Annotated in this window: 20 protein-coding genes; 14 read left to right on the top strand and 6 right to left on the bottom strand. The window is 64.7% G+C overall.

The annotated features are described in order from the left end of the window. Positions 1–17: 17 nt before the first annotated feature. From HAP47_RS31010 to serA, 3 genes are all read left to right on the top strand, one after another. On the top strand, positions 18–1,457 hold the full coding sequence (locus HAP47_RS31010; RefSeq protein WP_371821826.1) for an extracellular solute-binding protein: 1,440 nt from the start codon (positions 18–20) through the stop codon (positions 1,455–1,457). An 83-nt stretch (positions 1,458–1,540) separates the two neighbouring features. Beyond that, positions 1,541–2,632 (top strand): ABC transporter ATP-binding protein, encoded by a 1,092-nt coding sequence (locus HAP47_RS31005; RefSeq protein WP_173641310.1) that lies wholly within the window; start codon positions 1,541–1,543, stop codon positions 2,630–2,632. 358 nt (positions 2,633–2,990) lie between these two features. Next, complete coding sequence (gene serA / locus HAP47_RS31000) at positions 2,991–4,244, top strand: phosphoglycerate dehydrogenase (RefSeq protein WP_173641311.1); 1,254 nt, start codon at positions 2,991–2,993, stop codon at positions 4,242–4,244. 9 nt (positions 4,245–4,253) lie between these two features. On the opposite strand, the gene HAP47_RS30995 is transcribed toward serA, so the two are convergent. After that, positions 4,254–5,693, bottom strand: a complete 1,440-nt coding sequence (locus tag HAP47_RS30995; protein ID WP_176396279.1) for a helix-turn-helix domain-containing protein — start codon at positions 5,691–5,693, stop codon at positions 4,254–4,256. A 146-nt stretch (positions 5,694–5,839) separates the two neighbouring features. Between HAP47_RS30995 and HAP47_RS30990 the strand changes: the two genes are divergently transcribed. Continuing rightward, complete coding sequence (locus HAP47_RS30990; RefSeq protein WP_173641312.1) at positions 5,840–7,477, top strand: isocitrate lyase; 1,638 nt, start codon at positions 5,840–5,842, stop codon at positions 7,475–7,477. 222 nt (positions 7,478–7,699) lie between these two features. Next, a complete protein-coding gene (locus HAP47_RS30985; protein ID WP_173641313.1) occupies positions 7,700–8,227 on the top strand; it encodes a DUF4269 domain-containing protein in 528 nt (175 codons plus the stop codon). Between the two features lie 9 nt (positions 8,228–8,236). Here HAP47_RS30985 and HAP47_RS30980 read toward each other — a convergent pair whose 3' ends face one another. The 5 genes from HAP47_RS30980 to HAP47_RS30960 form a co-directional block, all read right to left on the bottom strand. Continuing rightward, the gene (locus HAP47_RS30980; protein ID WP_173643041.1) at positions 8,237–9,451 is read right to left on the bottom strand and encodes a PepSY-associated TM helix domain-containing protein; all 1,215 of its coding nucleotides are present in this window, start codon (positions 9,449–9,451) and stop codon (positions 8,237–8,239) included. Between the two features lie 344 nt (positions 9,452–9,795). Then, entirely contained in the window at positions 9,796–10,029 is a 234-nt protein-coding gene (locus HAP47_RS30975; RefSeq protein ID WP_173641314.1) for a hypothetical protein, read from the bottom strand. 211 nt (positions 10,030–10,240) lie between these two features. Next, entirely contained in the window at positions 10,241–11,167 is a 927-nt protein-coding gene (locus tag HAP47_RS30970) for an acyl-CoA thioesterase (protein ID WP_173641315.1), read from the bottom strand. Continuing rightward, positions 11,167–12,282 carry a hypothetical protein gene (locus HAP47_RS30965; protein ID WP_173641316.1) on the bottom strand — a complete coding sequence of 372 codons (1,116 nt, stop codon included), beginning with the start codon at positions 12,280–12,282 and terminating at the stop codon, positions 11,167–11,169. The genes HAP47_RS30970 and HAP47_RS30965 overlap by 1 nt, the downstream gene beginning before the upstream one ends. A gap of 55 nt (positions 12,283–12,337) precedes the next feature. After that, positions 12,338–13,561: an ABC transporter substrate-binding protein gene (locus tag HAP47_RS30960; protein WP_173641317.1), complete on the bottom strand. Its 1,224-nt coding sequence runs from the start codon at positions 13,559–13,561 to the stop codon at positions 12,338–12,340. Between the two features lie 201 nt (positions 13,562–13,762). On the opposite strand from HAP47_RS30960, the gene HAP47_RS30955 reads away from it, so the two are divergent. The 9 genes from HAP47_RS30955 (at position 13,763) to HAP47_RS30915 (ending at position 22,601) form a co-directional block, all read left to right on the top strand. Further along, positions 13,763–15,316: an acyl-CoA synthetase gene (locus HAP47_RS30955; protein WP_173641318.1), complete on the top strand. Its 1,554-nt coding sequence runs from the start codon at positions 13,763–13,765 to the stop codon at positions 15,314–15,316. Continuing rightward, entirely contained in the window at positions 15,313–16,383 is a 1,071-nt protein-coding gene (locus HAP47_RS30950; protein WP_173641319.1) for a phosphotransferase family protein, read from the top strand. Before HAP47_RS30955 ends, HAP47_RS30950 begins: the two co-directional genes overlap by 4 nt. Then, the gene (locus HAP47_RS30945) at positions 16,380–16,883 is read left to right on the top strand and encodes a hypothetical protein (protein WP_173641320.1); all 504 of its coding nucleotides are present in this window, start codon (positions 16,380–16,382) and stop codon (positions 16,881–16,883) included. The genes HAP47_RS30950 and HAP47_RS30945 overlap by 4 nt, the downstream gene beginning before the upstream one ends. Positions 16,884–17,065: 182 nt before the next feature. Next, complete coding sequence (locus HAP47_RS30940) at positions 17,066–18,325, top strand: aromatic ring-hydroxylating oxygenase subunit alpha (RefSeq protein ID WP_173641321.1); 1,260 nt, start codon at positions 17,066–17,068, stop codon at positions 18,323–18,325. Then, positions 18,325–18,822, top strand: a complete 498-nt coding sequence (locus tag HAP47_RS30935; protein WP_173641322.1) for an aromatic-ring-hydroxylating dioxygenase subunit beta — start codon at positions 18,325–18,327, stop codon at positions 18,820–18,822. The genes HAP47_RS30940 and HAP47_RS30935 overlap by 1 nt, the downstream gene beginning before the upstream one ends. A 101-nt stretch (positions 18,823–18,923) precedes the next feature. After that, positions 18,924–19,718, top strand: coding sequence for an enoyl-CoA hydratase/isomerase family protein (locus HAP47_RS30930; protein WP_173641323.1), 795 nt, complete (start codon positions 18,924–18,926; stop codon positions 19,716–19,718). Between the two features lie 3 nt (positions 19,719–19,721). Next, a complete protein-coding gene (locus HAP47_RS30925; RefSeq protein ID WP_173641324.1) occupies positions 19,722–20,474 on the top strand; it encodes an SDR family NAD(P)-dependent oxidoreductase in 753 nt (250 codons plus the stop codon). A gap of 1 nt (position 20,475) precedes the next feature. Continuing rightward, entirely contained in the window at positions 20,476–21,411 is a 936-nt protein-coding gene (locus HAP47_RS30920) for an alpha/beta hydrolase (protein ID WP_173641325.1), read from the top strand. Further along, positions 21,408–22,601 carry an acyl-CoA dehydrogenase family protein gene (locus HAP47_RS30915; protein WP_173641326.1) on the top strand — a complete coding sequence of 398 codons (1,194 nt, stop codon included), beginning with the start codon at positions 21,408–21,410 and terminating at the stop codon, positions 22,599–22,601. Before HAP47_RS30920 ends, HAP47_RS30915 begins: the two co-directional genes overlap by 4 nt. Positions 22,602–22,655 lie beyond the last annotated feature (54 nt).

The raw sequence follows: 22,655 nt of genomic DNA, 5'->3' as shown, positions 1-22,655 counted from the left end.
TGCGACGGACGTTCCTGATGTTGACCACCTCGCTCGCGATGGCCTGTGCCGCGAGCCAGGCGAATGCTGCCTGCAGTCCGGATTACACCGGCGTCACCCTGACGGTGGCGTCACAGACCGGACCGTATATCGCATCCGCGCTCAAGCTCGGCGCGGACGAATGGGCCAAGAAGACCTGCGGCAAGGTCAATGTCGTCGAGTTTCCGTGGTCCGAGCTCTATCCGAAGATCGCGACATCGCTCACGGCCTCCGACGCGACCTTCGACCTCGTCAGCTTCGCACCGGCCTGGTTGCCGGATTTCGTCCCCTTTCTAAGCGAGATGCCGAAGGAGATGCAGTCCGGCAAGGACTGGGACGATATCGAGCCGGCCTATCGCGAACGCCTGATGGTGTGGGAAGGCAAGATCTACTCGCAATCGATGGACGGCGACGTCCACACCTATACCTACCGCACAGACCTGTTCAGCGATCCCAAGGAGAAGGACGCCTTCAAGGCCAAATACGGCTACGACCTCGCGCCGCCGAAGACCTGGAAACAGTATCTCGACATTGCGGAGTTCTTCCAGCGACCGGACAAGGGCCTGTGGGGAACGGCGGAAGCGTTCCGTCGCGGCGGTCAGCAGTTCTGGTTCTTCTTCAGCCACGCCGCGGCCTACGCCAACAATCCGAACTATCCAGGTGCGATGTTCTTCGACCCCGAGACGATGGACGCGCAGATCAACAACCCGGGCTGGGTGAAGGGGCTCGAGGAGTACATCCGCGCATCGAAGCTCGGGCCGCCCAACGCGCTGAACTTCTCGTTCGGCGAGGTGAACGCTGCGGTGGCCGGCGGCCAGGTGGCGGAATCGATCGGCTGGGGTGACACCGGTGTCATCGCCGCCGACCCGAAGCAGTCGAAGATCTCGGGCAAGGTCGGCTCCGCGATGCTGCCCGGTTCGGACGAGATATGGAACGCCAAGACCAAGAAGTGGGACAAGTTCCCGAGCGTGCTTCCGGGCCCGTTCATGGCATTCGGCGGCTGGCAGATCGCGGTGCCGAAGGCCGGCAAGAACCAGCAGGCGGCGTGGGATTTCGTCAAGACGTTGACGAGCCCCGAGGTGTCGGGCCAGGCGGCGATCACCGGCGGCAGCGGCGTCAATCCCTATCGCAAATCGCACACCGCCAATCTGCAATTGTGGAGCAAGATCTTCTCGCCGGAAGAGGCCAAGGAATATCTCGGCGCGCAATCGGACTCCATCAACGCCAAGAACGTCGCGCTCGACATGCGTCTGCCCGGCTATTTCTCCTATACCGAGGTCGTCGAGATCGAACTCGGCAAGGCGCTGGCCGGCCAGACCACGCCGCAGGCGGCGCTCGACGCGATGGCGAAGGAGTGGAATCGCCTGACCGACGAGTTCGGTCGCGCGAAGCAGCTTGCCGCCTATCGCGCCGCGATGGGTCTGCCAGCCAAGAACTAGCTTTCCACTGAGACCTCCCGGATGATGCGCGAGCATCATCCGGGGCTTGACCAGCCGTCGACGAAAGGACGGAAAAGGATTCCATGGCGCACGTCGAGATCGAGAACGTCAGCAAGGCATACGGGCCCTACAAGATCATCGAGGGGCTCGATCTCAACGTGGCCGACGAGGAATTTGTCGTGCTGGTCGGCCCGTCCGGCTGCGGCAAGACCACGACTTTGCGCATGATCGCGGGACTGGAGGCCGTCACCAGCGGAACCATCCGCATCGGCAACCGCGACGTGACGCAGTTGCGCCCCGGTTTGCGCAACTGCGCGATGGTGTTCCAGAATTACGCGCTCTATCCGCACATGACGGTCGGCGAGAACATCGGCTACGGCATGAAGGTGCGCGGCGAATCGCGCGCCAGCATCGAGAAGGCCGTCAATGACGTGGCGCGCGTGCTTGACCTCGAGCAATATTTGCAGCGGCGGCCCAAGCAGCTGTCGGGCGGGCAGCGCCAGCGCGTGGCGATCGGCCGTGCCATCGTGCGCAGCCCGGACGTGTTTCTGTTCGACGAGCCGCTGTCCAATCTCGACGCCAAGCTCCGCATCGAGATGCGGACCGAGATCAAGGCGCTGCATCGCCGTCTCGCCAAGACGATCGTCTATGTCACCCACGATCAGGTCGAAGCCATGACGATGGCCGATCGCGTCGTGGTGATGAACAGAGGCCGGATCGAGCAGGCGGCCGATCCGATCACGATCTACGAGAAGCCCTCTAATCTCTTTGTCGCGGGCTTCATGGGCGCGCCAAGCATGAACTTCATCGATGGCGAGATCATCGCTCGCGATGGCGCGCTCACCTTCGCCGCGGCATCCGGCACGGCGTTGCGCCTGCCGAAGTCGCGTGAGGCGGCCTATGCGGGCAGCGTCGGCAAGCCGGTGGTGCTCGGCGTGCGGCCCGATCATGTGTTGCGGCAAGACGCGCCGGCGGGTTCTTCCGTCCGGCTGCTCGTGAAAGACGTGGAGCCGCTGGGGCCGCACACGCTGGTGATCGGGACCGTCGCCGGCTTTGCGTTTACGGCGCAAATGCCGGTCGGCGTTGCCGCGGAGCCGGATCATGTCATCGACGTCGCGCTCGATCTCGAGCGAACGCATTTGTTCGACAAGACGTCAGGGATGGCTGTTTGCTGATCTGCTCCGGCGACGGCAGCAGGCTTGCGGGCACCGGAACCAGGAAGTGAGACCAGCGCTCCGGACATAACCTTCGGCGCCGAGTTGAAGCGACTGGGATTGACCTTCAGCCGGTGAGCCGGAGCGGGCGTTCGAACGCCTCGGGAGCCGCAACAGGGGCTCTACCGGCGAATTGACAGGACATTTGGCTGATTCGGTTCCTGCCTCGCGTCTGAACCCTCGGATCGAGGGGGCTCACCGAAAATCGCAGGGCGCGCCGCCACGGCGGCTTCTGATGCGATTGTTTTCCATGTTATCACCTGATCCGTCGAACCTGCGTTCGCGCACAACCTGCCCGAACCTACGAGCCCGGATCTTGATGATGTTGTCGCTGCCTAAGACCAAAATACGCGTGCTGCTGCTGGAGGGCGTGAATGATTCCGCAGCCCGGATGTTCGAGGCGAACGGCTATACCGAGCTGCAACGCCTGCCCAAGGCGCTAGGACCGAAAGAGCTCAGGCAAGCGCTGTCGGGTATCCACATGCTGGGAATTCGGTCGCGGACCCAGTTGACCGCGGAAATCCTCGAGGCCGCCGACCGGCTGCTCGTTGTCGGCTGCTTTTCGGTCGGCACCAATCAGGTGGATCTCGACGCCGCGCGAAAGCTCGGCATCCCCGTCTTCAACGCGCCATATTCCAACACCCGCAGCGTGGCGGAGCTGACCATCGCCGAGATCGTCATGCTGTTCCGCCGGATCTTTCCGCGTTCGGTTTCCGCACATGCCGGCGGCTGGGACAAGTCCGCCGAAGGCAGCCGTGAGGTGCGCGGCAAGACGCTCGGCATCGTCGGCTACGGCAACATCGGCTCGCAGCTGTCGAACCTCGCGGAAGCCATGGGCATGCGCGTGGTCTATTTCGATCAGACCGACAAGCTCCGCCACGGCAATACCGAGCCAGCTGAATCGCTTGACGCGCTGCTGGCAGCGAGCGACGTCGTCTCGCTGCACGTGCCGGAGACGCCGACCACCGCCAACATGATCGGCGAAGCCCAGCTCCGGCTGATGAAGCCCGAGGCCCATCTGATCAACAACTCGCGCGGCACCGTGGTCGATCTCGATGCGCTGGCGAGCGCCCTGCGTGAGGGCCGGCTGGCGGGTGCCGCAGTCGACGTGTTTCCAGTCGAACCGGTGTCGAACGAGGCGCGCTTCGTCTCGCCGCTGCAGGGCCTCCCCAACGTCATCCTCACACCGCATGTCGGCGGTTCGACGGAAGAGGCGCAGGATCGCATCGGCGGCGAAGTCGCGCGCAAGCTGATCGATTATTCCGATGTCGGGTCGACCTTCGGCGCGGTCAATTTTCCGCAGGTGCAATTGCCGGCGCGACCGACCGGCACGCGCTTCATCCATGTTCACCGCAATGTTCCGGGTGTCATGCGTCAGGTCAACGACGCGGTCTCCCGGCACGGGATCAACATCCTGGCGCAATATCTGCAGACCGATCCGGAAGTCGGCTATGTCGTGCTCGAGACCGACGTGGTCGGCGGCGAGGGCGAGGGGCTGCTGGCCGATTTGAAAGCCATTGACGGCACGATCCGGGTGCGGGTGCTGTACGACGCAAGCCGGCCGCAGGGGTGATCGACCGCGTCAATCCGCCGAGAAGCCGAACGGGACGCTCGAGGTTCTGAAATCGTCGGGAAGAATCTCGCGTCCGATCGGAGGCGCCGACCGCGCTGCGCATCGCGGGCGATGGCAGACCCGGCAGGCGACGCCGATCGGGGTCGGCTCATCCGCATTCGGCCCCTGTCCGTCGCGCGTATAGATCAGCTGGCTCGCATGCTCGGCGGCGCAGCCGATCGCGATCGCCCGCTCCACGCGGATGGCGCCGAACGCGCCGCCGCCTGCGGTCACGGTCCGGGCGATCGAGAAGAACCGCTGTCCGTCAGGCAATTCCAGCCATTGCGTCACGATCTGGCGCGGCGTCTTGAAGATGCCATGCACCGACCACAGCGGGCACGCGCCGCCGTGCTTTGCAAACGGAAATCCGGCGCCGTCGAGCAGCTTGGAGATGTTGCCGGCCGGATCGACGCGGATCAGGAAGAACGGCACCTTCTCGAGACCTGGCCGCTGCAAGGTCGTGACACGGTGCGCCGTCTGCTCGAAGCTGGTGCCGAATTGACGCGCCAGTGCCTCCAGGTCGTAGCGACGCGTCTCGACCGCCTTTGCGAATACGGAGTACGGCATGATGAGCGCGGCCGCCGCGTAGGCGCCAAGCGCGCGGCGTGCCAGCAATTCGGCGCTCTTGCTGGTGAACTTGCCGTCTTCGACCGCTGCGCCGATCTCGTCTTCCAGTTCGAGATAGGCGAGTTGCTTGGCCAACTGAAAATTCAGGCCCGCGGTATCGAGCGAGTCCTCGAGCAGCAATTGTCGGCGATGCATGTCTAGTCGCCGGATCGAGCCGAGCATGACGTTGGGCGGTAGATAGCGGACCTGGAGCTTATGGCGCTCGCGCAGCCGCTCGATAAATCCGGCCGGGCCGGCGGGCTCGTGGACGAGGCGCTCGGCTGCGTCGTCGAGATTGGCGAAATTGTTGCGGCGAGCGGCGAGGAACCGCCTGACCTCCGCGACCGGATCGTTGGCGTCGAAATTTTCCTGCCCCGGAAAGGATGCGCCGCCTGCCAGGTCCGGAGCGCTTCGCTCCGCGAGCGCCAGCTGTTCCTCGCGATAGGCGGTGTAGAGTCGCAGGAACGCCTCGGTCATGCCGGGATAGCTGACCGCGAGGTCGCTGACCTCGAGCGCGGGGATGTCGATGTCGGCGAACATCGGTTCCTTCAGGATCGACTGCATGCGCGCGGTGTGATCGGCGCCGCCGTCGCCGGCGAGATCGGCCAGATCGATCTTGTAGGTGCGGGCGAGGCGAAGCAGCATGTCGGCCGTCACCGGCCGCTGATTGCGTTCCAGCAGCGCGACATAGGGGGCGGAGATCTCCAGATCGGCCGCCATGTCGGCCTGGGTCAGCCCGAGATCGCGCCGCAACCGGCGCAGCCGGGGGCCCATGAAAACGGAACGGGCGCTTGAGGTTGCCATCGCCTAATCCAAGTGCATGTAAGATTCTTACAACAATACATCGGTATCTTGTAAGTTATGACAAGTTTTCCGCGCCAGGTCTAGCTCCCGGCGAGACTGAGCTTACAAAAGAGCCCAGTTATTTCGTCACCGAAGGGATCACGGACATGAACTTCCAACCGCGCGGGATCAGCGACCGGGCCATCCAGGGACCGGCTTCGTATCAGAGCGAGCTTGAGGCGGCTGAAGCGCTGCTCAAGACCAAGGACACCTGGAACGGCGTCACCGCCGAGGCCGTGGCGCGCATGCGCCTGCAGAACCGCTTCAAGACCGGTCTGGACGTCGCCCGTTACACGGCTGCGCTGATGCGCGCCGACATGGCCGCCTATGACGCCGACAGCACCAAGTACACCCAGTCGCTCGGCTGCTGGCACGGCTTCATCGCCCAGCAGAAGCTGATCTCGGTCAAGAAGCACTTCGGCAACACCGACCGCCGTTACCTCTATCTCTCCGGCTGGATGATCGCCGCGCTGCGCTCCGAGTTCGGCCCGCTGCCGGACCAGTCGATGCACGAGAAGACCTCGGTGCCGGCGCTGATCGAAGAGCTCTACACCTTCCTGCGTCAGGCGGATTCGCGTGAGCTCAACGACATCTTCCGCGCGCTTGATGCGGCGCGCAAGGAAGGCGACAAGGTCAAGGAGAAGGCGCTGATCGAGAAGATCGACAACTTCCAGACCCACGTCGTGCCTGTTATCGCCGACATCGACGCTGGCTTCGGCAATGCCGAGGCGACCTATCTGCTCGCCAAGAAGATGATCGAGGCGGGCGCCTGCGCCCTGCAGATCGAGAATCAGGTCTCGGACGAGAAGCAGTGCGGCCACCAGGACGGCAAGGTCACCGTGCCGCATGAGGTGTTCATCGCGAAGATCCGCGCCTGCCGCCATGCGTTCCTCGAGCTCGGCGTCGAAGACGGCATCATCGTGACCCGCACCGACTCGCTCGGCGCCGGCCTGACCCAGCAGATCGCCGTGAGCCACGAGCCCGGCGACCTCGGCGACCAGTACAACAGCTTCCTCGACTGCGAGGAAGTGACGGCTGCCAATGCGCGCAACGGCGACGTCATCATCAACCAGAACGGCAAGATGATGCGTCCGAAGCGGCTGCCCAGCAACCTCTACCAGTTCCGTCCCGGCACCGGCGCGGATCGCTGCGTGCTCGACTGCATCACCTCGTTGCAGAACGGCGCCGACCTGCTGTGGATCGAGACCGAGAAGCCGCATATCGAGCAGATCGCTTCGATGGTCGATCGCATCCGCAAGGTCATTCCGAACGCGAAGCTCGCCTACAACAACTCGCCGTCGTTCAACTGGACGCTCAACTTCCGTTGGCAGGTCTACGACGCGATGAAGGAAGCCGGCCAGGATGTCAGCAAGTACAACCGCGCCGAGCTGATGAAGGCGGAGTACGACGAGACGCCGCTGGCGAAGGAAGCCGACGAGCGTATCCGCACCTTCCAGGCGGATTCGGCCAAGCGCGCCGGCATCTTCCACCACCTGATCACGCTGCCGACCTATCACACGGCTGCGCTCTCGACCGACAATCTCGCAAGGGAGTATTTCGGCGAGCAGGGCATGCTCGGATACGTCAAGAACGTGCAGCGCGCGGAGATCCGTCAGGGCATCGCCTGCGTGAAGCATCAGAACATGGCGGGCTCCGACATCGGCGACGATCACAAGGAATACTTCGCCGGTGAGGCCGCCCTCAAGGCGGGCGGCACCCACAACACGATGAACCAGTTCGGCTGATCGATCGAACAGGTCATTTAGACATCGGCCGGACAGGCGGGATTGCGAGGCAGTCCCGCCTGTCTGCTCGTTTGGCGGGGCGATTCGACCACGGTGACGCGGTCGAATCGCCCCGTAGCGTTTACAAGACCGTTCCCGTCGGGCTTCCGCTCGCTTGTCGAGGTTCGCTCATTCACGCCAGCGTGGTATTGCGTCACTGCGACCTTGAGGGCATGCCACGCGATGACTATCGGGCACTATGCATCCGCCGTCACCAGCTCCGCCGTGATGGAGTTGCTCAAGCCGTTCGATCCCCGCATCGTCGGAACGCTGCCACTCGGCATTGCCGTTCCCGGCAGCGACATCGATATCGTTTGTCATGCGCCCGATCCGAACGCTTTCGCGGACATCGTTTGGACCCACTACCGATCGACCGATGATTTCGTGCTCTCCCGATGGACCTCGGGAACGCGTCCGGCGATTGCCCGCTTTGTGTGGGATGGCTGGCCGTTCGAACTGTTCGGCGACCAGCGTCCGGTAGACCAGCAGCAGGGCTGGATCCATTTCGAGGTCGAGCGGCGGTTGCTCGCGCTTGATGACGGACGGCTGCGGCAAGCCGTCGGCAAGTTGCGGGCAGATGGCCTCAAGACCGAGCCTGCGTTCGCCGCCGTGCTCGCCATACCGGGCGATCCCTATCGCGGGTTGCTCGAACTCGCTGCCGAAACGGACGCCGCGTTGCGCGCCCGGCTCGCGGCGTGCGGTCTCGGCTGATCGCGAGGTTCATTCACCCGGAACGAGGTGCCCCATCGGCTGTCGCGCGAGGCGCCGGTGCCTGCGACGGGATAGATAGAGCAGCAGACCGGTCACGGCGAACAGCGGCATCAAGGCGGCGGCTAGCATGAAGGCGAGCTTGCCGGGCCACCCCAGGATGGCGCCGCGGTGGATGTCGAGCACGCCGGCAAGGACGCGCTCGCCAAACGTCTTGTCCGCGTAACGATCCGACGAGATGACGCGCCCGGTGACGGCATCGATCCGGAATTCGTCGCGCACGCTTTCGAGCGACGAATCCCGCGGCCATGACCGCACGCGCACCGCCGTGCTCGCGCCGGCCGGCAGGGTCAGCAGGACCCGCCCGTAATCGTTGTTCTCCTGCTCCAGGAACGTGGCCCAGACCCGATCGAAGGCGAGCGGCTTTGCTTCGGCCTTCGCTTCGGTTTTGGCTTCGCCCTTGCCCGCGGCGGCCGCCGCGCCGCGTGGTGGCTTGGGCTGCATCGCAGTCGCCGTGGCCTGAGGCCGCGCCAGGAGCCAGTTGGCGCCGGCTTTGTACCACTCGAACGAGTACCACAGGCCGGTCAGCGTCATCACCAGATAGACCGGCAGCACCCAGGTGCCGATTACGGCGTGCAGCGAGCGGTGCAGGCCGCGCCCGCGCAGGCCCAGATTTGGCTTCAGCCACATCTTCACGCTGCGCGCGCGATGCGGCCAGCGCAGCACGAGGCCGGTGATCAGCATCACGATCAGGCAGATCGCGGCTGAGCCGGTGATCTTGCGTCCCATGCCGTTGCCGTCTCCCGGCAACAGCAACCAGCGATGCAGCTTGCGGACGGTGGCGAAGAAGTCTTCACCGCGCGGCGAGCCGAGCACATGTCCGTCGTAGGGATCGACATAGACCGAGGACGGCCGCGCACCCCCTTCGCTGCGGGCGAAACGGATGCGTGTGGCCCCTGACGGGTCGCTCGCCATCGTCACGGCGGAGGTCTGGCCGAAGTCGCCGGCCGACTGCAGCCGTGCGACCAGTTCATCCGGTGTCAGCCGCCGCGTCGCGCTGGCGTCGACGCGCATGATGTGGCTGTTCAGGCTGGCCTCGATCTCGTCCTCGAACGCCATCGTCGCGCCGGTGATGCCGACCACAGCCCACAGCAGCGCCAGCGCGAGGCCGGCGAGGGAGTGGACCTGCAGCAGCGCGGTCTTGATCGGGCGGCAGATATCATTCAGCAGGTGCGTGTGGCCTTTGTCGGCGGCATTTCGACTGTCGCCGACAACCTGGCCATCAGCAATCACAGGCACTCTTGGACTTCCGGTTCACGCGAACTCGCTCACGCCGGGCCTCTAGCAGTTGGCGCGCGCGAAAAGAACCGGAGCAGACTTGAATCTCTCTAACCGGATTGGATTTGAATCGTTCTAAGACGCAATGGGGCTCGCGCGTGTGCGCGAGCCCCGCATCTCATGACTTGATTTCACGTTAGCGCGTCAAATGGTCGCGCGATCCTCGCATGAGGTGAGCGGTCGTTGTCCTGACACGCCTCAAGCGTAGGGTGACTCATGTGGCGCGATGCGCCTCACGACATCGCCAGGCTGACGGGCGCCGAGCCGACCATCCCCGTGCTGACGCCGTCGCGTGCCATCGATTCGATTGCGCTCCAGTTCTCGCGGAAGATTCGCGCCGCCTCGTTGGCACTCTCCGCCTGGATCGTCAGACTGCACGCGCGTCTCGCGCCATTGCTGGCAAGCTGGAAGTAGAGAACATAGCCAGACGGTTCCGCGCTCCGTGCGCCCGACGGTGCCTGCTGCATGTAGGTTTTCCCCAATCGTGTTTTTGTTGCGCCACCCGCAGGCAGGATTGGACCGAGATGCGGCACAGTCGTGGTTCAAAACGCGCAAACTGCACGATCGCGCATTTTGTCTGCCGGTGTTGCCGGGATTCAACAGGTCATGGAACCGGTGATGAACAGCGGCTGCAAATCAGCCGCGATCGTGACGCCGTCTCGACTGTTGGAGCGTGAGCTACGCATCGCCATCCGGATGCACCATCAGGGTTTCCTGGATCGAGGTCGCGAGCATCGACCCATCGCGATCATGGACGCGGGCGATCGACAGCCCGCGGCCGCCATCGGCGCAGGGGCTCTCGGTCTCGACATGCATCCAGGCGTCGGGCGAGAATGCACGATGAAACCAGATGCAATGGTTGAGGCTCGACAGATAGAGCGGCGCGCGCGACTGCAGGACGCGGAGATGGCCGCCGACGCTGGAGAAGTTGAGCCACCAATCCGAGAGATAGGCGAACACCGCGGCCTGGGCGCGGGAACCGGGGGCGAGCGGCTGCCGGCATCTGATCCAGAAGCGCAGGCGCGGCCCTGCCGTCGCGGCCGAGAGCTGACGTTCGATCTCGGGGATGCGGAAATCCATGCTGGACTTGATCTGCGGCGAATAAGGACCGAGCGGTCGCAACTGCGCCATCAGCTCGTCGGGGATCATGCTCAGATCGGGCAGGCTCTCGGGATCTTCCGGCGGCGCAAACGGCGCTGCGTGTCGCGGGCCGGGCTGGGCTGCGCAGAACGTTGCCTGCGCGCTCACGACGCTACGGCCGTCCCCCTGGTTGCCGACGACGTGGCGGGAGGAGAACCGCTTGCCGTCCTGCAGAACCTCCGCGTCAAACGTGATGCGCCGGGTGGGATCGGCGCCGCGGAGGAACAACAGCTGCAGCATCGCCGCCGGGCGATCTTCGGGCGCGCTGAGCGTCGCGGCCATCATGGCCTGCCCGAGTATCTGGCCGCCGTAAGAGCGCCCGTTGAGATTGCCGTCGCCGAAGCGGCTGCGATAGCGCAGCGGCGCAATGGTCTCGAGCGAGACCAGCGCCTCGGCGGCCTTGTCGTCCCACGGATCGCACGCGGCCTCATTACCCTCCGCGGCGTGGATGTCTTGCCCGTCCATCACATCGCCGGGAATTTCTGCGGTCCCGAATAGAGCGGATAGCCGGCGGCGACGCCGTACTCGCTGATGCCGAATCCGGTCTCGCTGCCGCTTTCGAGCCGGACCACATGGTCCGACAGCGTCCGCGCGATGGCGCGCGTTGCCGCGTCGTCGAGGTTCCAGATGTCGTGGGCGGCATGGTTCTCGCCGCGGTCGTCGCCATGGGTCCAGCCTTGCAGGCCGCCATACATGCCGGCCTTGAGATAAAATCGCGTCGGCAGTCCGTGCATCCTGACGCGGCGCGGCTCGCCGCGATCGAAGCTGAAGGTGAAGTCGGCCACAGCGATGGTCTGGCCGAGCGGATCGTCGGCCCATTCGATCGCGTGCTCGACCGAGGTTACTTCGCGATGCGAAACCGATCCGTCGGCTTCGCGGCGGAACTCGCTGCCCGAGAGGTAATGCGGTTTGCCCGGCGCGCGCTCCTTGATGAAGATCGACAGCGCCGACGTCTCGAACTGGAACATCGACCAGGTCCAGAAGAAATTGCGATGGGTCGCAACCGGCGGCCTGGTCTCGTCGGTGCGCATCTCGGAGCGCAGGCCCCATGAGCGGTCGCGCTGTCCCCACCAGAGTTCCGGTTCGATGTTGGTGCGCTTGCCGTCGACCTTGATCCAGCCGCGCCAGCGGCCGAATTGCGAGACGCGGGCGAGGTCTTCCTCGACGACGCCGTTGCGCTCGCGGAAATTCTGCTTCTCCTGCGCCGCCGGAAAGCTCGCCTTGAATTCGAGCGCGAAGCTGATGCCGGACGAGTTCTCCGCAAGCGACAGCCGGTGCAGGCTGTTGCCCACGACAATCTCGATTCTGAGCCCGCCGACCTCGGTCTCCAGCGGACGGGTCCCGAGCCGGCGCGAGGCACGGAAATTGTGCTGGCGGCGGCCGATGGTGATGCCGGCAAAGCCGTCCATCACATTGCGGTTCGGGTAATAGCCGAGCCCGATGTCGATCAGCAATTCGCTACCGTCGATTGGATGCGCGGTGTACCAGTAGCGCTCGGTGAACCTGATGTCGCCGCCGCCGGCCTTGGCAAGCGGCTGCGGCGTCTGGTGGCCGATGAGATCGTCCTGGGCTGTCAGCATTGTTCTTGTCCTTGGTGTTTGAGCCGGTTCGGTCAGTCGGATGCGAGGCGCAGGATCAGTCCTTGGCTGGGCCTGCGCCCACGATGTCGCCGAACAGCATCCAGGTCTTGCCGTCGAAGCGGGCGAAGCGGCGTTCGGTGATCGCCGCGTAATCCTGCGGCGTGGTCTGGATCGTGATGCCCGGGAGCAGCATCGGCAGCTCGATGCCGCTGAGGTTGGTGGCCTGCTTGAGCACATTCTCCCGCGTGAGATTGTCGCCGCAGCGCTGCAGGATGATCGCGCCGAGTTGCGCCGTGGTGTAGCCCGTCACCGCGATCACATCGTTCGGATCCATCCCCGGCATGTATTTGGCGGCGAAGGCGAGATAATCAGCCATGCCCTTGTCATTGGCCCAGGCCGGATCGTTCGGCGTCTTGTAGGAGGTCGTGGTCAGGATGCCGGTCGAGGCCTCGATCCCTGCCGGCACCAGCACGCCGGCGATCGAATTCGCGGTCGAGCCGAGGAAGATCAGCGGCTTCCAGCCGAGCTCGTGGATCTTGCGGATCGCCATCGAGGCAAATTTGTTTTGCGCGGCGATCAGGATGGTGTCGGCGCCGGACGCCTTCAAATTCACGATCTGCGAGTCGATCGTGGGCTCGGTTGACTGATACATGGCCTCCTTGACGATCATCGTCTCAGCTTTCGCGCCCAGCCCTTCCTTCAGGCCAAGGACAAAATCCTTGCCGATGTCGTCGGCCTGCAACAGCACGCCGATCTTGGCGTCCGGCTTCTCACGCAGGACGTAGCGCGCGATGATCCGGGACTCGTTTACGTAGGTCGGCGAGTAGGGCGTCGTCCAGGGAAACTGCTTGGGATCGTTCCAGCGGGTGCCGCCGCTCTGCACCAGCAGTTGTGGGACGCCGTTGCTGTTGAGGTATTTCTGGATCGCGGCGTTGGTCGGCGTACCGAACGGCGCCATGATCGCGAGCACCTTGTCATTCTCGACCAGCGCGCGCGTCACCTCGACGGTTTTTGGCGGGCTATAGGCGTCGTCGCGGGTTACGAAATTGATGTGGCGGCCGTTGATGCCGCCTGTCTCGTTCAACATCGTGAAATAGGCGAGCATGGTCTTCGGGAAGCTCGCATAGATCGACGCCGGTCCGCTGTAGGGCGCATTAGCGCCGAGCAGGATCTCGGTGTCGCTGACCCCGGGGCCATAGGCCTTCTGGGCGTTCGCTGTTCCGAGCGCGCCGGTGAGCGCGAACGCCCACACCGCAAGCGTGACGATTGGCTTTCGCATCTTCCCCTCCCATGACGCCCTCTCTTTGCGGGGCTCGTTGATCCCGGCGGCGGGGCCCTCAAGGGCTTTACCCGTCGCGTTGGCTGTGTAATAATAGACCGTCTGTCCGGATTATCAACTTGAATCTCCGGGAGGCGTATCGGCTTCACGCATGACGGAAACATCCGCAGGCGCGCGGCCGCATGGCGGTGAGGAGGAAACATGAAGCTGACGCAGGCGCTCATCTCGGCAGTGCAGTTGCGCAAGGATGCGCCCGGTACCATCCATTCGGGACGGTCGCGGAGTTGGAAGGAGATCGGTCGTCGCGTCGCCTGCGCCGCGGGTGGACTGCGACGGCTCGGCGTCGAGGCCGGCGATCGCGTTGCGATCCTTGCGCACAACAGCGACCTCTATATCGAGGCGCTCTATGCCATCGCCTGGGCCGGTGCGGTCGCAGTGCCGCTCAACACCCGTTGGGCGGTCGCGGAGAACGCCTATGCGATCGACGATTCCACGCCAAAGCTGTTGCTGGTCGACAAGGCCTTTGCCGAGATCGGCTCGGCGCTCCGTGGCGCGAAATCACTCACCACGATGGTCTATCTGGACGAGGGGCAGGTCCCAGATGGCATGGAGGGCTATGACGAACTCGTTGCGCATGCGCCGATCGAGGATGCATCCGGCGCCTACAACGATCTCGCAGGCATCTTCTACACCGGCGGCACCACCGGCTTCCCCAAGGGCGTGATGCTGTCGCATGCCAATATCATCTATGAATCGCTGGTCTGGATCTATGCGCTCCGGTTCCGGGAAGATACGCGATATCTGCACTCGGCCGGGATGTTCCATCTGGCCGGCACCTCGCCGATGATCGCGCTGACTTTGGTCGGCGGCACCCATGTCACGATCCCGAAATTCGAGCCCGAGCTCGCGATGCGGACCATCGCCGAGCACAGAGTGGACTACTGCCTGTTCGTGCCGACCATGCTCAACATGATGCTCAATCATCCGTCCTTCGGCAGCTATGATCTGAGCAGCGTGAGGGATTGCGAATATGGCGCGTCTCCGATGCCGGATGCGCTGCTGGTCAAGCTGATGCGCGTGCTGCCGAGTTGGCGTTTTCACCAGGGCTACGGCATGACCGAAAGCGCGGCGCTGGCGACGATCCTGCCTTGGGAATATCACGCGCTGGAAGGACCGCTGGCGGGCAAGCGCAAATCGGCAGGGCGCGCGGCGCCGGGTGTCGAAATCCGCATCGTCGATCTCGCGGGCAACGAAGTGCCGCGCGGCACCGTCGGCGAGGTCGCGATCCGCGGCGCCGGCGTGATGCTCGGATACTGGCGCAAGCCCGAAGAGAGCGCGCGGGTGCTGCGCAATGGCTGGCTGCACACCGGCGACGGCGCCTGGATGGACGAGGACGGTTTTGTCTATATCGTCGATCGCCTGAAGGACATGATCGTCTCGGGCGGCGAGAACGTCTATTCCGGCGAGGTGGAGAACGCGATCTTCCAGCACGAGCACGTCAAGGAATGTGCCGTCATTGCGGTGCCCGATCCGCAATGGGGCGAGGCGGTGCACGCCATCGTGGTGCCGAAGGACGGCGCACGGCTCGATTCCGGCATGGTGATCGCGCATTGCCGCTCCCTGATCGCCGGCTACAAATGCCCGCGCTCGGTCGACATCCGTCTCGAGCCGCTGCCGCTGACCGGCTCCGGCAAGATCATGAAATCGGCGCTGCGCGAGGAGAAGTGGCAGGGTTATACGAGGTCGGTCAATTGATCCAAGACGTTGCGAAGCGACCCGATGAGGCGCCGGCCGCGCCGGAGCCTGTTCGTCCGGTCGCGGTCAATGACGATGCGGTGCGGGTGGCGCTGGCGCAGCATCTGTCGCGGATATCCGGGAGCAGGACGGAGATCACGAGCTTCGGCCGCAAATCTTCGGGTTTCTCCTGGATCACTTATGCCTTTGTGGCGCGCTCTGCGGCTGACGGGGATCGCAAGCTGATCCTGCGCGTCGGTCCGCCGAATGGGCTGTTTGCGCCTTACTCGGTGCTGCCGCAGGTCTATGCATTGCACTCGCTGGCCGGCAGCGGCGTGCCGGTTCCGGCGCTGGTGTCATCAGAACAGCATGGCGCCGAGATCGGCTTTCCTTTCTTCATCTGCGCGCATGTCGAGGGCGACGTTCCCGCACCCTGGGCGGCGAGCGAGCTCGATCCGGAGCACAAGCGCGCGATCGCCCGGCAGTTCGTCGATATCCTCGCCTCGCTGCACCGGATCGATGCAGGCACAACGCCGTTCGCATCGCTGCAACAAGGCGGGCAACGCGCCGAAGTTCGCGCGATCGCCGGCTGGCGCGCGTCGCTGGCGCGTCCGACCGTGCGTTACTACCCGCTGCTCGATTGGGGCGGACGCTGGCTTGAAGATAACTGTCCGCAGCCGCCGTGCCGCACCATCGTGCATGGCGACTACCGGATCGGGAACTTCATCGAGCACAACGGGCGGATCACCGCCATTCTCGATTGGGAGCTGACTCATTTGGGCGATCCCCATGAGGATCTGGCCTGGGCGATGATGCCGACCTTCAATGCCAGAAGCCGCAAGCTTTATGGCGTGCTCGAGCGCGCGGAGGTCATCGATCTCTATCAGCGCGCCTCCGGCATTGCGGTCTCGGACAAGAGCCTCGCCTTCTACGAGGCCTACGCGCTGTATCAGGCGGCCGCGATCCAGATGTGCGCGGTGCGCGCCTTCGAGGTCGACCACTTCAACGACATGCGGCTTGCGGTGATGGCAAGCCAGATGCCCTCGATCGTGCGGGCCTTCGAGCGCGCATTGGAGGCCGCGGCATGAGTGCATCCTTCGAGCGGCTGATCGACGGCATCATCGATTCCCTGCAAAGCCATATCGTGCCGAACAGCAACGACGATTTCGTCCGCGGCCAGGTGTTCTCCGCGATCTACGCACTGAACGGGCTGAAGCTCGCGGCCGACTGGAAGGCCGGACCGCTGCTGGAGCAGGTGCGTCTGCAGGACGATACTTTTGCTGCGGTCGAGCGATTGGCCGGCGGCATGGCGCATCCGGAGAGTCCCGCGACGCCTCGCATTCACAGCGACGTCTCCGATGTCGCCGCGATCGAGGCGTTGCGCGACGATGGCGACCGGCGGCTCGGGCAGCTTCTGCTCTGGGCCAGCGGCGAGGGCGCGCGTGCGGTTGACCGCGCTGCCGCGAACGAGATCGAACGCCTGCTGCGGCGTGCGATCTGCGACCAACTCAAGATCGAGCTTGCGACGACGCCGAAATCGATGCTGCAGCAGATCGCGGGCGGTGACGGCGGCGCGGCACAGGGCTGAGGCGCGCCGCGACCACCGGGAATTGCATCTTTGCGCGCTGCTCCGGGAATAACGGCCGTCATCGCAAAGAAGCTTGCCGGTCCGCCGGGAGCGTGTTATTTATTGACCGAACGGTCGTTCGGATTATTATTGGCGACCGGTGTAGGCATCCGCGGCAAGCGGCCGGTGAGGGAGACGGAGTGATGAACATGATGACCGGCGTCTCGCCGTGGGGGCGACTGATCCGGCCCGACCGGGTGCACGGATCGCTCTACACCGACCCCGAGATATTCGAGGCCGAGCTCAAGAACATCTGGTACCGGACCTGGGTCTATGTCGGGCACGAGAGTGAGGTCCCGAACGCCAACGACTACGTCGTCAAGTCGATCGGCCCGCAATCCGTGATCATGACGCGCGACGAGCAGGGCAAGGTCAATCTGCTGCTCAACCGCTGCTCGCATCGCGGCAACCAGGTCTGTTCCTTTGAGCGCGGCAATGCGCGCTCGTTCACCTGTCCGTTCCACTCCTGGACCTTTGCCAATGACGGCCGGCTGGTCGGCTACGCCTTCCCCGACGGTTACGAGGGGCAGGACAAGTCGCAGCTCGCGCTCGGGCGGGTGACGCGCGTCGAATCCTATCGCGGCTTCGTGTTCGGCTCGTTCGCGGCCGATGGCCCGACCTTGAAGGAACATCTCGGCGGCGCCGCCGAGACCATCGATCGGCTGGTGCGCACCTCGCCGGAGGGTGAGGTCGAAATCACCGCGGGCTTCCTCAAGCATCGCGTCAAGGCGAACTGGAAGTTCATCCTGGAGAACGAGTGCGACGGCTATCACCCGGCCTTCGTGCACACCTCGATCTTCGGCGTCGCCGACAGCATGATCGGCAAGCTCTATGGCGGCACCTCGACCGCGCTGACGCGCGACTATGGCAACGGCCATACCGAGATCGACCTGCGGCCCGAGTTCCGCAAGCGCGATACGCCGATGAGCTGGTTCGGCACCAGCGAGGAACGGTTGCCCGACTACTCCACGCGCATGAAGGCCGCCTATGGCGACACCGCGGCGCGCGAGATCATGATCGACGGCACGCCGCATGTGATGATCTTTCCGAACCTGTTCATCGCCGAGATCCAGATGTTCGTGATCCAGCCGCTCGGCGTCGACGACAGCGTGCAGCACGTCACCGCGCTGCAGTTCAAGGGCGCACCCGATCTGAACCGCCGGCTGCGGCAGCAGACTATGGGCTCGGTCGGCCCCGCCGGCTTCCTGCTCGCGGATGATTCCGAGATGTATGAGCGCTGCCATCGCGGCGTGCTGGCGCGCAATCCGGAATGGATCTTCCTCGGCCGCGGCGAGAAGCGCGAGCGGCAGGATGAGCTCGGCTTCACGGTCGGCCACGTTACGGACGAGGTGCCGTCGCGCGGCATCTGGACCCATTATCGCAAGCTGATGGAGCCTAACTGATGCTGTCGCGCGAGAGCAGCGCCACGTTGATGAGCGCCATCACCGCCTTTCTCTATCGCGAGGCGCGGTTGCAGGACGAGCATCAATACGAGGCCTGGGAAAAGCTCTGGACCGACGACGGCGTCTATTGGGTGCCGGCCAACGGCGCTGACATCGACCCTGAGCGGCAGATGTCGATCATCTACGACAACCGATCTCGGATCGCGCTGCGCGTCCGGCAGCTGATGACCGGCAAGCACTTCACTCAGACGCCGCAGTCGAACCTGCGCCGGCTGATCTCCAATATCGAATTGATGGATGAGCAGCCCGAGAATGTCGACATCGCGGTCGCCAGCAACAGCCTGATTTTTGAGTCGAGTCTGCGCGACGACACGTTGTGGGCCGCGCGCAATGAATACCGGCTGCGCCATGTCGATGGCGAATTGCGAATGGCCACCAAGAAGGTCATCCTCGTCAACAACGACAAGGCGATCTACACGCTGTCATTCCTGGTCTAAAGCGCGATGATTTCGTCGCGCTTTAGAATATTGTTTGCGCATGATCTGTCCGGAAAACCGCTTCACACTTTTCCGGATCATGCTTTAGGGAAGGTCTCGCCATGATCGACAACGGCCCCGTTCTGCTCGACATCACCGACGGCATCGCGCGGCTGCGGCTCAACCGGCCCGACGCGGCCAATGGCATGAGCGCCGAGCTGTTGAGTGCGCTGTGCGACGCTATCATGGTGTGTCACGGCCATCCGGATCTGCGCGTCGTGCTGCTGAGTGGCGAGGGCACCAATTTCTGTGCGGGCGGCGACGTCCGCGCCTTCGCCTCCAAGGGCGAGAAGCTGCCCGACTATATCCGCCAGGCGACCGCTTGTCTGCAGAATGCGGTGACCGGATTGCTGCGGCTCGAGGCGCCCGTCATCACCTCGGTGCAGGGCTTTGCGGCGGGCGGCGGCGGCTTCGGCCTGGTCTGTGCTTCCGACATCGTGATCGCGGCGGAATCGGCAAAATTCCTCGCCGGCGCGACGCGGGTGGCGATGGCGCCGGATGCCGGCGTCTCGGTCACGCTGTCGCGGCTGGTCGGTTTGCGGCGGGCGATGTCGATCCTGTTGACCAATCCGGTGATCCCGGCTGCGGAAGCCCTGCAGATGGGTATCGTCACCAAGGTCGTACCCGATGCCGAGCTTGCCGATGCATCGCTCGAGCTGGCGCGCGAGCTCGCGGCCGGTGCGCCGAAGGCGCTGGCGGCGACCAAGCGGCTGGTCTGGGCCGGCACCGGTACCAGCATCGAGCAGTGCCTCTCGGAGGAGGCGCGCACCGTTGCCGAACTCTCGGGCATGGCCGATGCCCGCGAAGGGCTCGCCGCCGTGATCGAGCGGCGCAAGCCTGTCTTCACCGGGCGCTGAGACGTGGCGAGCACCTTGCCATTCGGGCGTCTCGATGGCCGCCGCGCCTTCGTCTCCGGCGGCGCGCGCGGCATTGGTGCCGCGATCGTCCGCAGCTTTGCCGGAGCGGGCGCCAGGGTCGTGATCGCCGATCTCGACGTCGCCGCAGCCTCGGAGCTCGCGCGTCAGACCGGCGCCGGTGTCGCCGGGCTCGATGTCAGCGATGCCACCGCCGTGCAAACCGTGATGGCGCAGGACGGCCCGTTCGACATTGTCGTCAACAATGCCGGCGTCGATCAGCACGCCTTCTTCACCGACACCACGGCGGAGGATTGGGCCCGGCTCATCGCCGTCAATCTCACCTCGGTGCTGGCCTGTACCCACGCCGCCTTGCCGGCGATGCAGGCGGCGCGGTTCGGCCGCATCATCAATGTCACCTCGGAGGCAGCACGGCTCGGCTCCAAGGGTGGCGCGGTGTATTCCGCGGCCAAGGGCGGCGTGATCTCCTTCACCAGAAGTATCGCGCGCGAGAATGCGCGCTTTCTCATCACCGCGAACGCGATCGCGCCGGGACCGATCCGCACGCCGATGCTGGAGCATGCCGTGGCAAAGGGCGGCGACAAGATCCTGCAGGCGATGACTGGCGCAACGCTGCTCGGCCGGCTCGGCGAGCCGGAGGAGGTTGCGGCTGCCGCGCTGTTCCTGGCCTCCGACCAGGCCGCCTATATCACCGGCGAGACGCTCGGCGTGTCCGGCGGCATGGGCATCGGCGGCTGAGATGGCCAGCACAGGCGACGATAGCGCCATCACGGCGGTCGATCGCGCAATCAAACGCCTGCGTGCGATCTATCGCGGCTGGAGCCGCGACACATCGGTGGCGCAGATGCGCAGCGATTGGGATGCGGCCTTTGCCGGTTGCTCGGTGCCGGTGAAGTGCGAGCCGGTTTCCGCCGGCGGGGTCGATAGCGAATGGCTCGTGCCATCGGACGCGCCGCGCAACAAGGCGATCCTCTATTTTCACGGCGGCGGCTTCCGCATCGGCTCGGTTGCCTCGCATCGCGACCTGACCGCGCGGATTGCGGACGCATCCGGCTGCCGCGTGCTTTCGATTAACTACCGGCTCGCGCCGGAGCACCGGTTCCCGGCGGCGCTCGATGATGCGCTGGCGGCCTATCACTATCTGCGCGATCTGGGACTGCGTCCGGCCGATATCGCCTTCGCCGGTGACTCTGCCGGCGGCAATCTCGTGCTCGCCGCGATGCTCGCAGCGCAGGATCGCGCCCTGCCGCTCCCCGCCGCGGGCGCACTGATGTCGCCTTGGACCGATCTCGCGGCTTCCGGCGCAAGCTATCAGAGCAGGGCCGAGGCCGATCCGATCCACCAGCGCGCGATGATCCTGGCACTCGCCAAGAACTATCTCGGCAAGGACGGCGATGTCAGCGATCCGCTGGCCTCGCCACTTTATGCCGATCTCACCGGTCTGCCGCCGCTTCTGGTTCAGGTGGGAGACCGCGAGACCGTGCGCGACGATTCGGTGGACCTTGCTGCGCGCGCCAAGACTGCCGGCGGCGACGTCGAACTCCAGGTCTGGGACGGCATGATCCACGTGTTCCAGATGTTCCCCGAGATTCCGCAGGCCCGAGAGGCGATCGCATCGCTTGCATTTTTCCTGCGCAACCATCTTCACATCGGCCATGAGAGGGCGCCACAATGAACGTCATGACCTCGGATCCGCGCCAGCTCTCTGAGACCCAATTCCATTTCCCGGAGCCGCCCAATCTGCCCGAGGAGCTGCGCATGCTGCGTGAGCAGGTGCGCCGCTTCGTCGAAAAGGAAGTGGTACCGCATGCCGAGGCGTGGGAGCGCGACGGCAAGATCCCGCGCGAGATCTATCGCCGCATGGGTGCGCTCGGCTTCCTCGGCATGCGCCATGCGGTCGAATATGGCGGCACCGACATGGGGCCGCTGGCCTCGATGGTGTTCGCCGAGGAGCTCGGACGTTCGAGCTTTGGCGGCTTCACCTCGTCGATCCTGGTGCATACCGACATGTCGGCGGTTCACATCAGCCTGCGCGGCACGCCGGAGCAGAAGCAGAAATATCTGCCGGCGATTATCAGCGGCGAAACGGTCTGTTCGATCGCGGTGACCGAGCCCGATGCCGGCTCCGATGTCGCGGGCCTGAAGACGCGTGCGCGGCGCGACGGCGATCATTGGGTGATCAACGGCGCGAAGATGTTCATCACCAATGCGGTCTATGGCGACATCCTGATCGTCGCCGCGCGCACCGATCCACACGCCAAGGGCAGCCGCGGCATCTCGCTGTTCATCGTCGAACGCAACACGCCGGGCATCACGGCAACCAAGCTCGACAAGCATGGCTGGCTCTGCTCGGACACTGCCGAGATATCGTTCCAGGACGTGCGCGTGCCGGCGGAAAACCTGCTCGGTGAGGAGAACAAGGGTTTCTATGGCATCATGGAGACCTTCCAGAACGAGCGCATCTGCATCGGCGGCATCTGCGCCGGCGAGTCCGCCAAGGCAATCGAGCTGACGACGAACTATGTGAAGACCCGGCAGGCGTTCGGCGGCCCGCTCTGGAACCAGCAGGGCGTGCGGCTGAAGCTCGCCCAGCTCGCGGCGAAGGCGGCCGCGGCGCGGGCGCTGGCCTATCAGGCCGCCGAGCTTGCGACGGCGGGGCAGGAGTGTCTGCGCGAGGTGTCGATGGTGAAGGCGCTGTCGCCGGAGGTGCTGCATGAGGTCGTGCATGGCTGCCTGCAACTGCACGGCGGCTCAGGCTTCATGCGCGGCACCCCGATCGAGCGCATGGCGCGCGATGCCCGCGTGCTGACGATCGGCGGCGGCGCCACCGAGGTGATGCTGGAGGAAGTCGCCAAGCGGATGTGAGGGGGCTGGGCTCCGCTTCACCTCGTCCCGCTTGCGGGGAGAGGTCGAAACGCA

Source organism: Bradyrhizobium sp. 41S5, from assembly GCF_011516665.3.
In the GTDB taxonomy this organism is placed as follows: domain Bacteria; phylum Pseudomonadota; class Alphaproteobacteria; order Rhizobiales; family Xanthobacteraceae; genus Bradyrhizobium; species Bradyrhizobium quebecense.
Note: the sequence above shows the minus strand (reverse complement) of the source record. Positions and strands in the feature narration are given on the sequence as shown.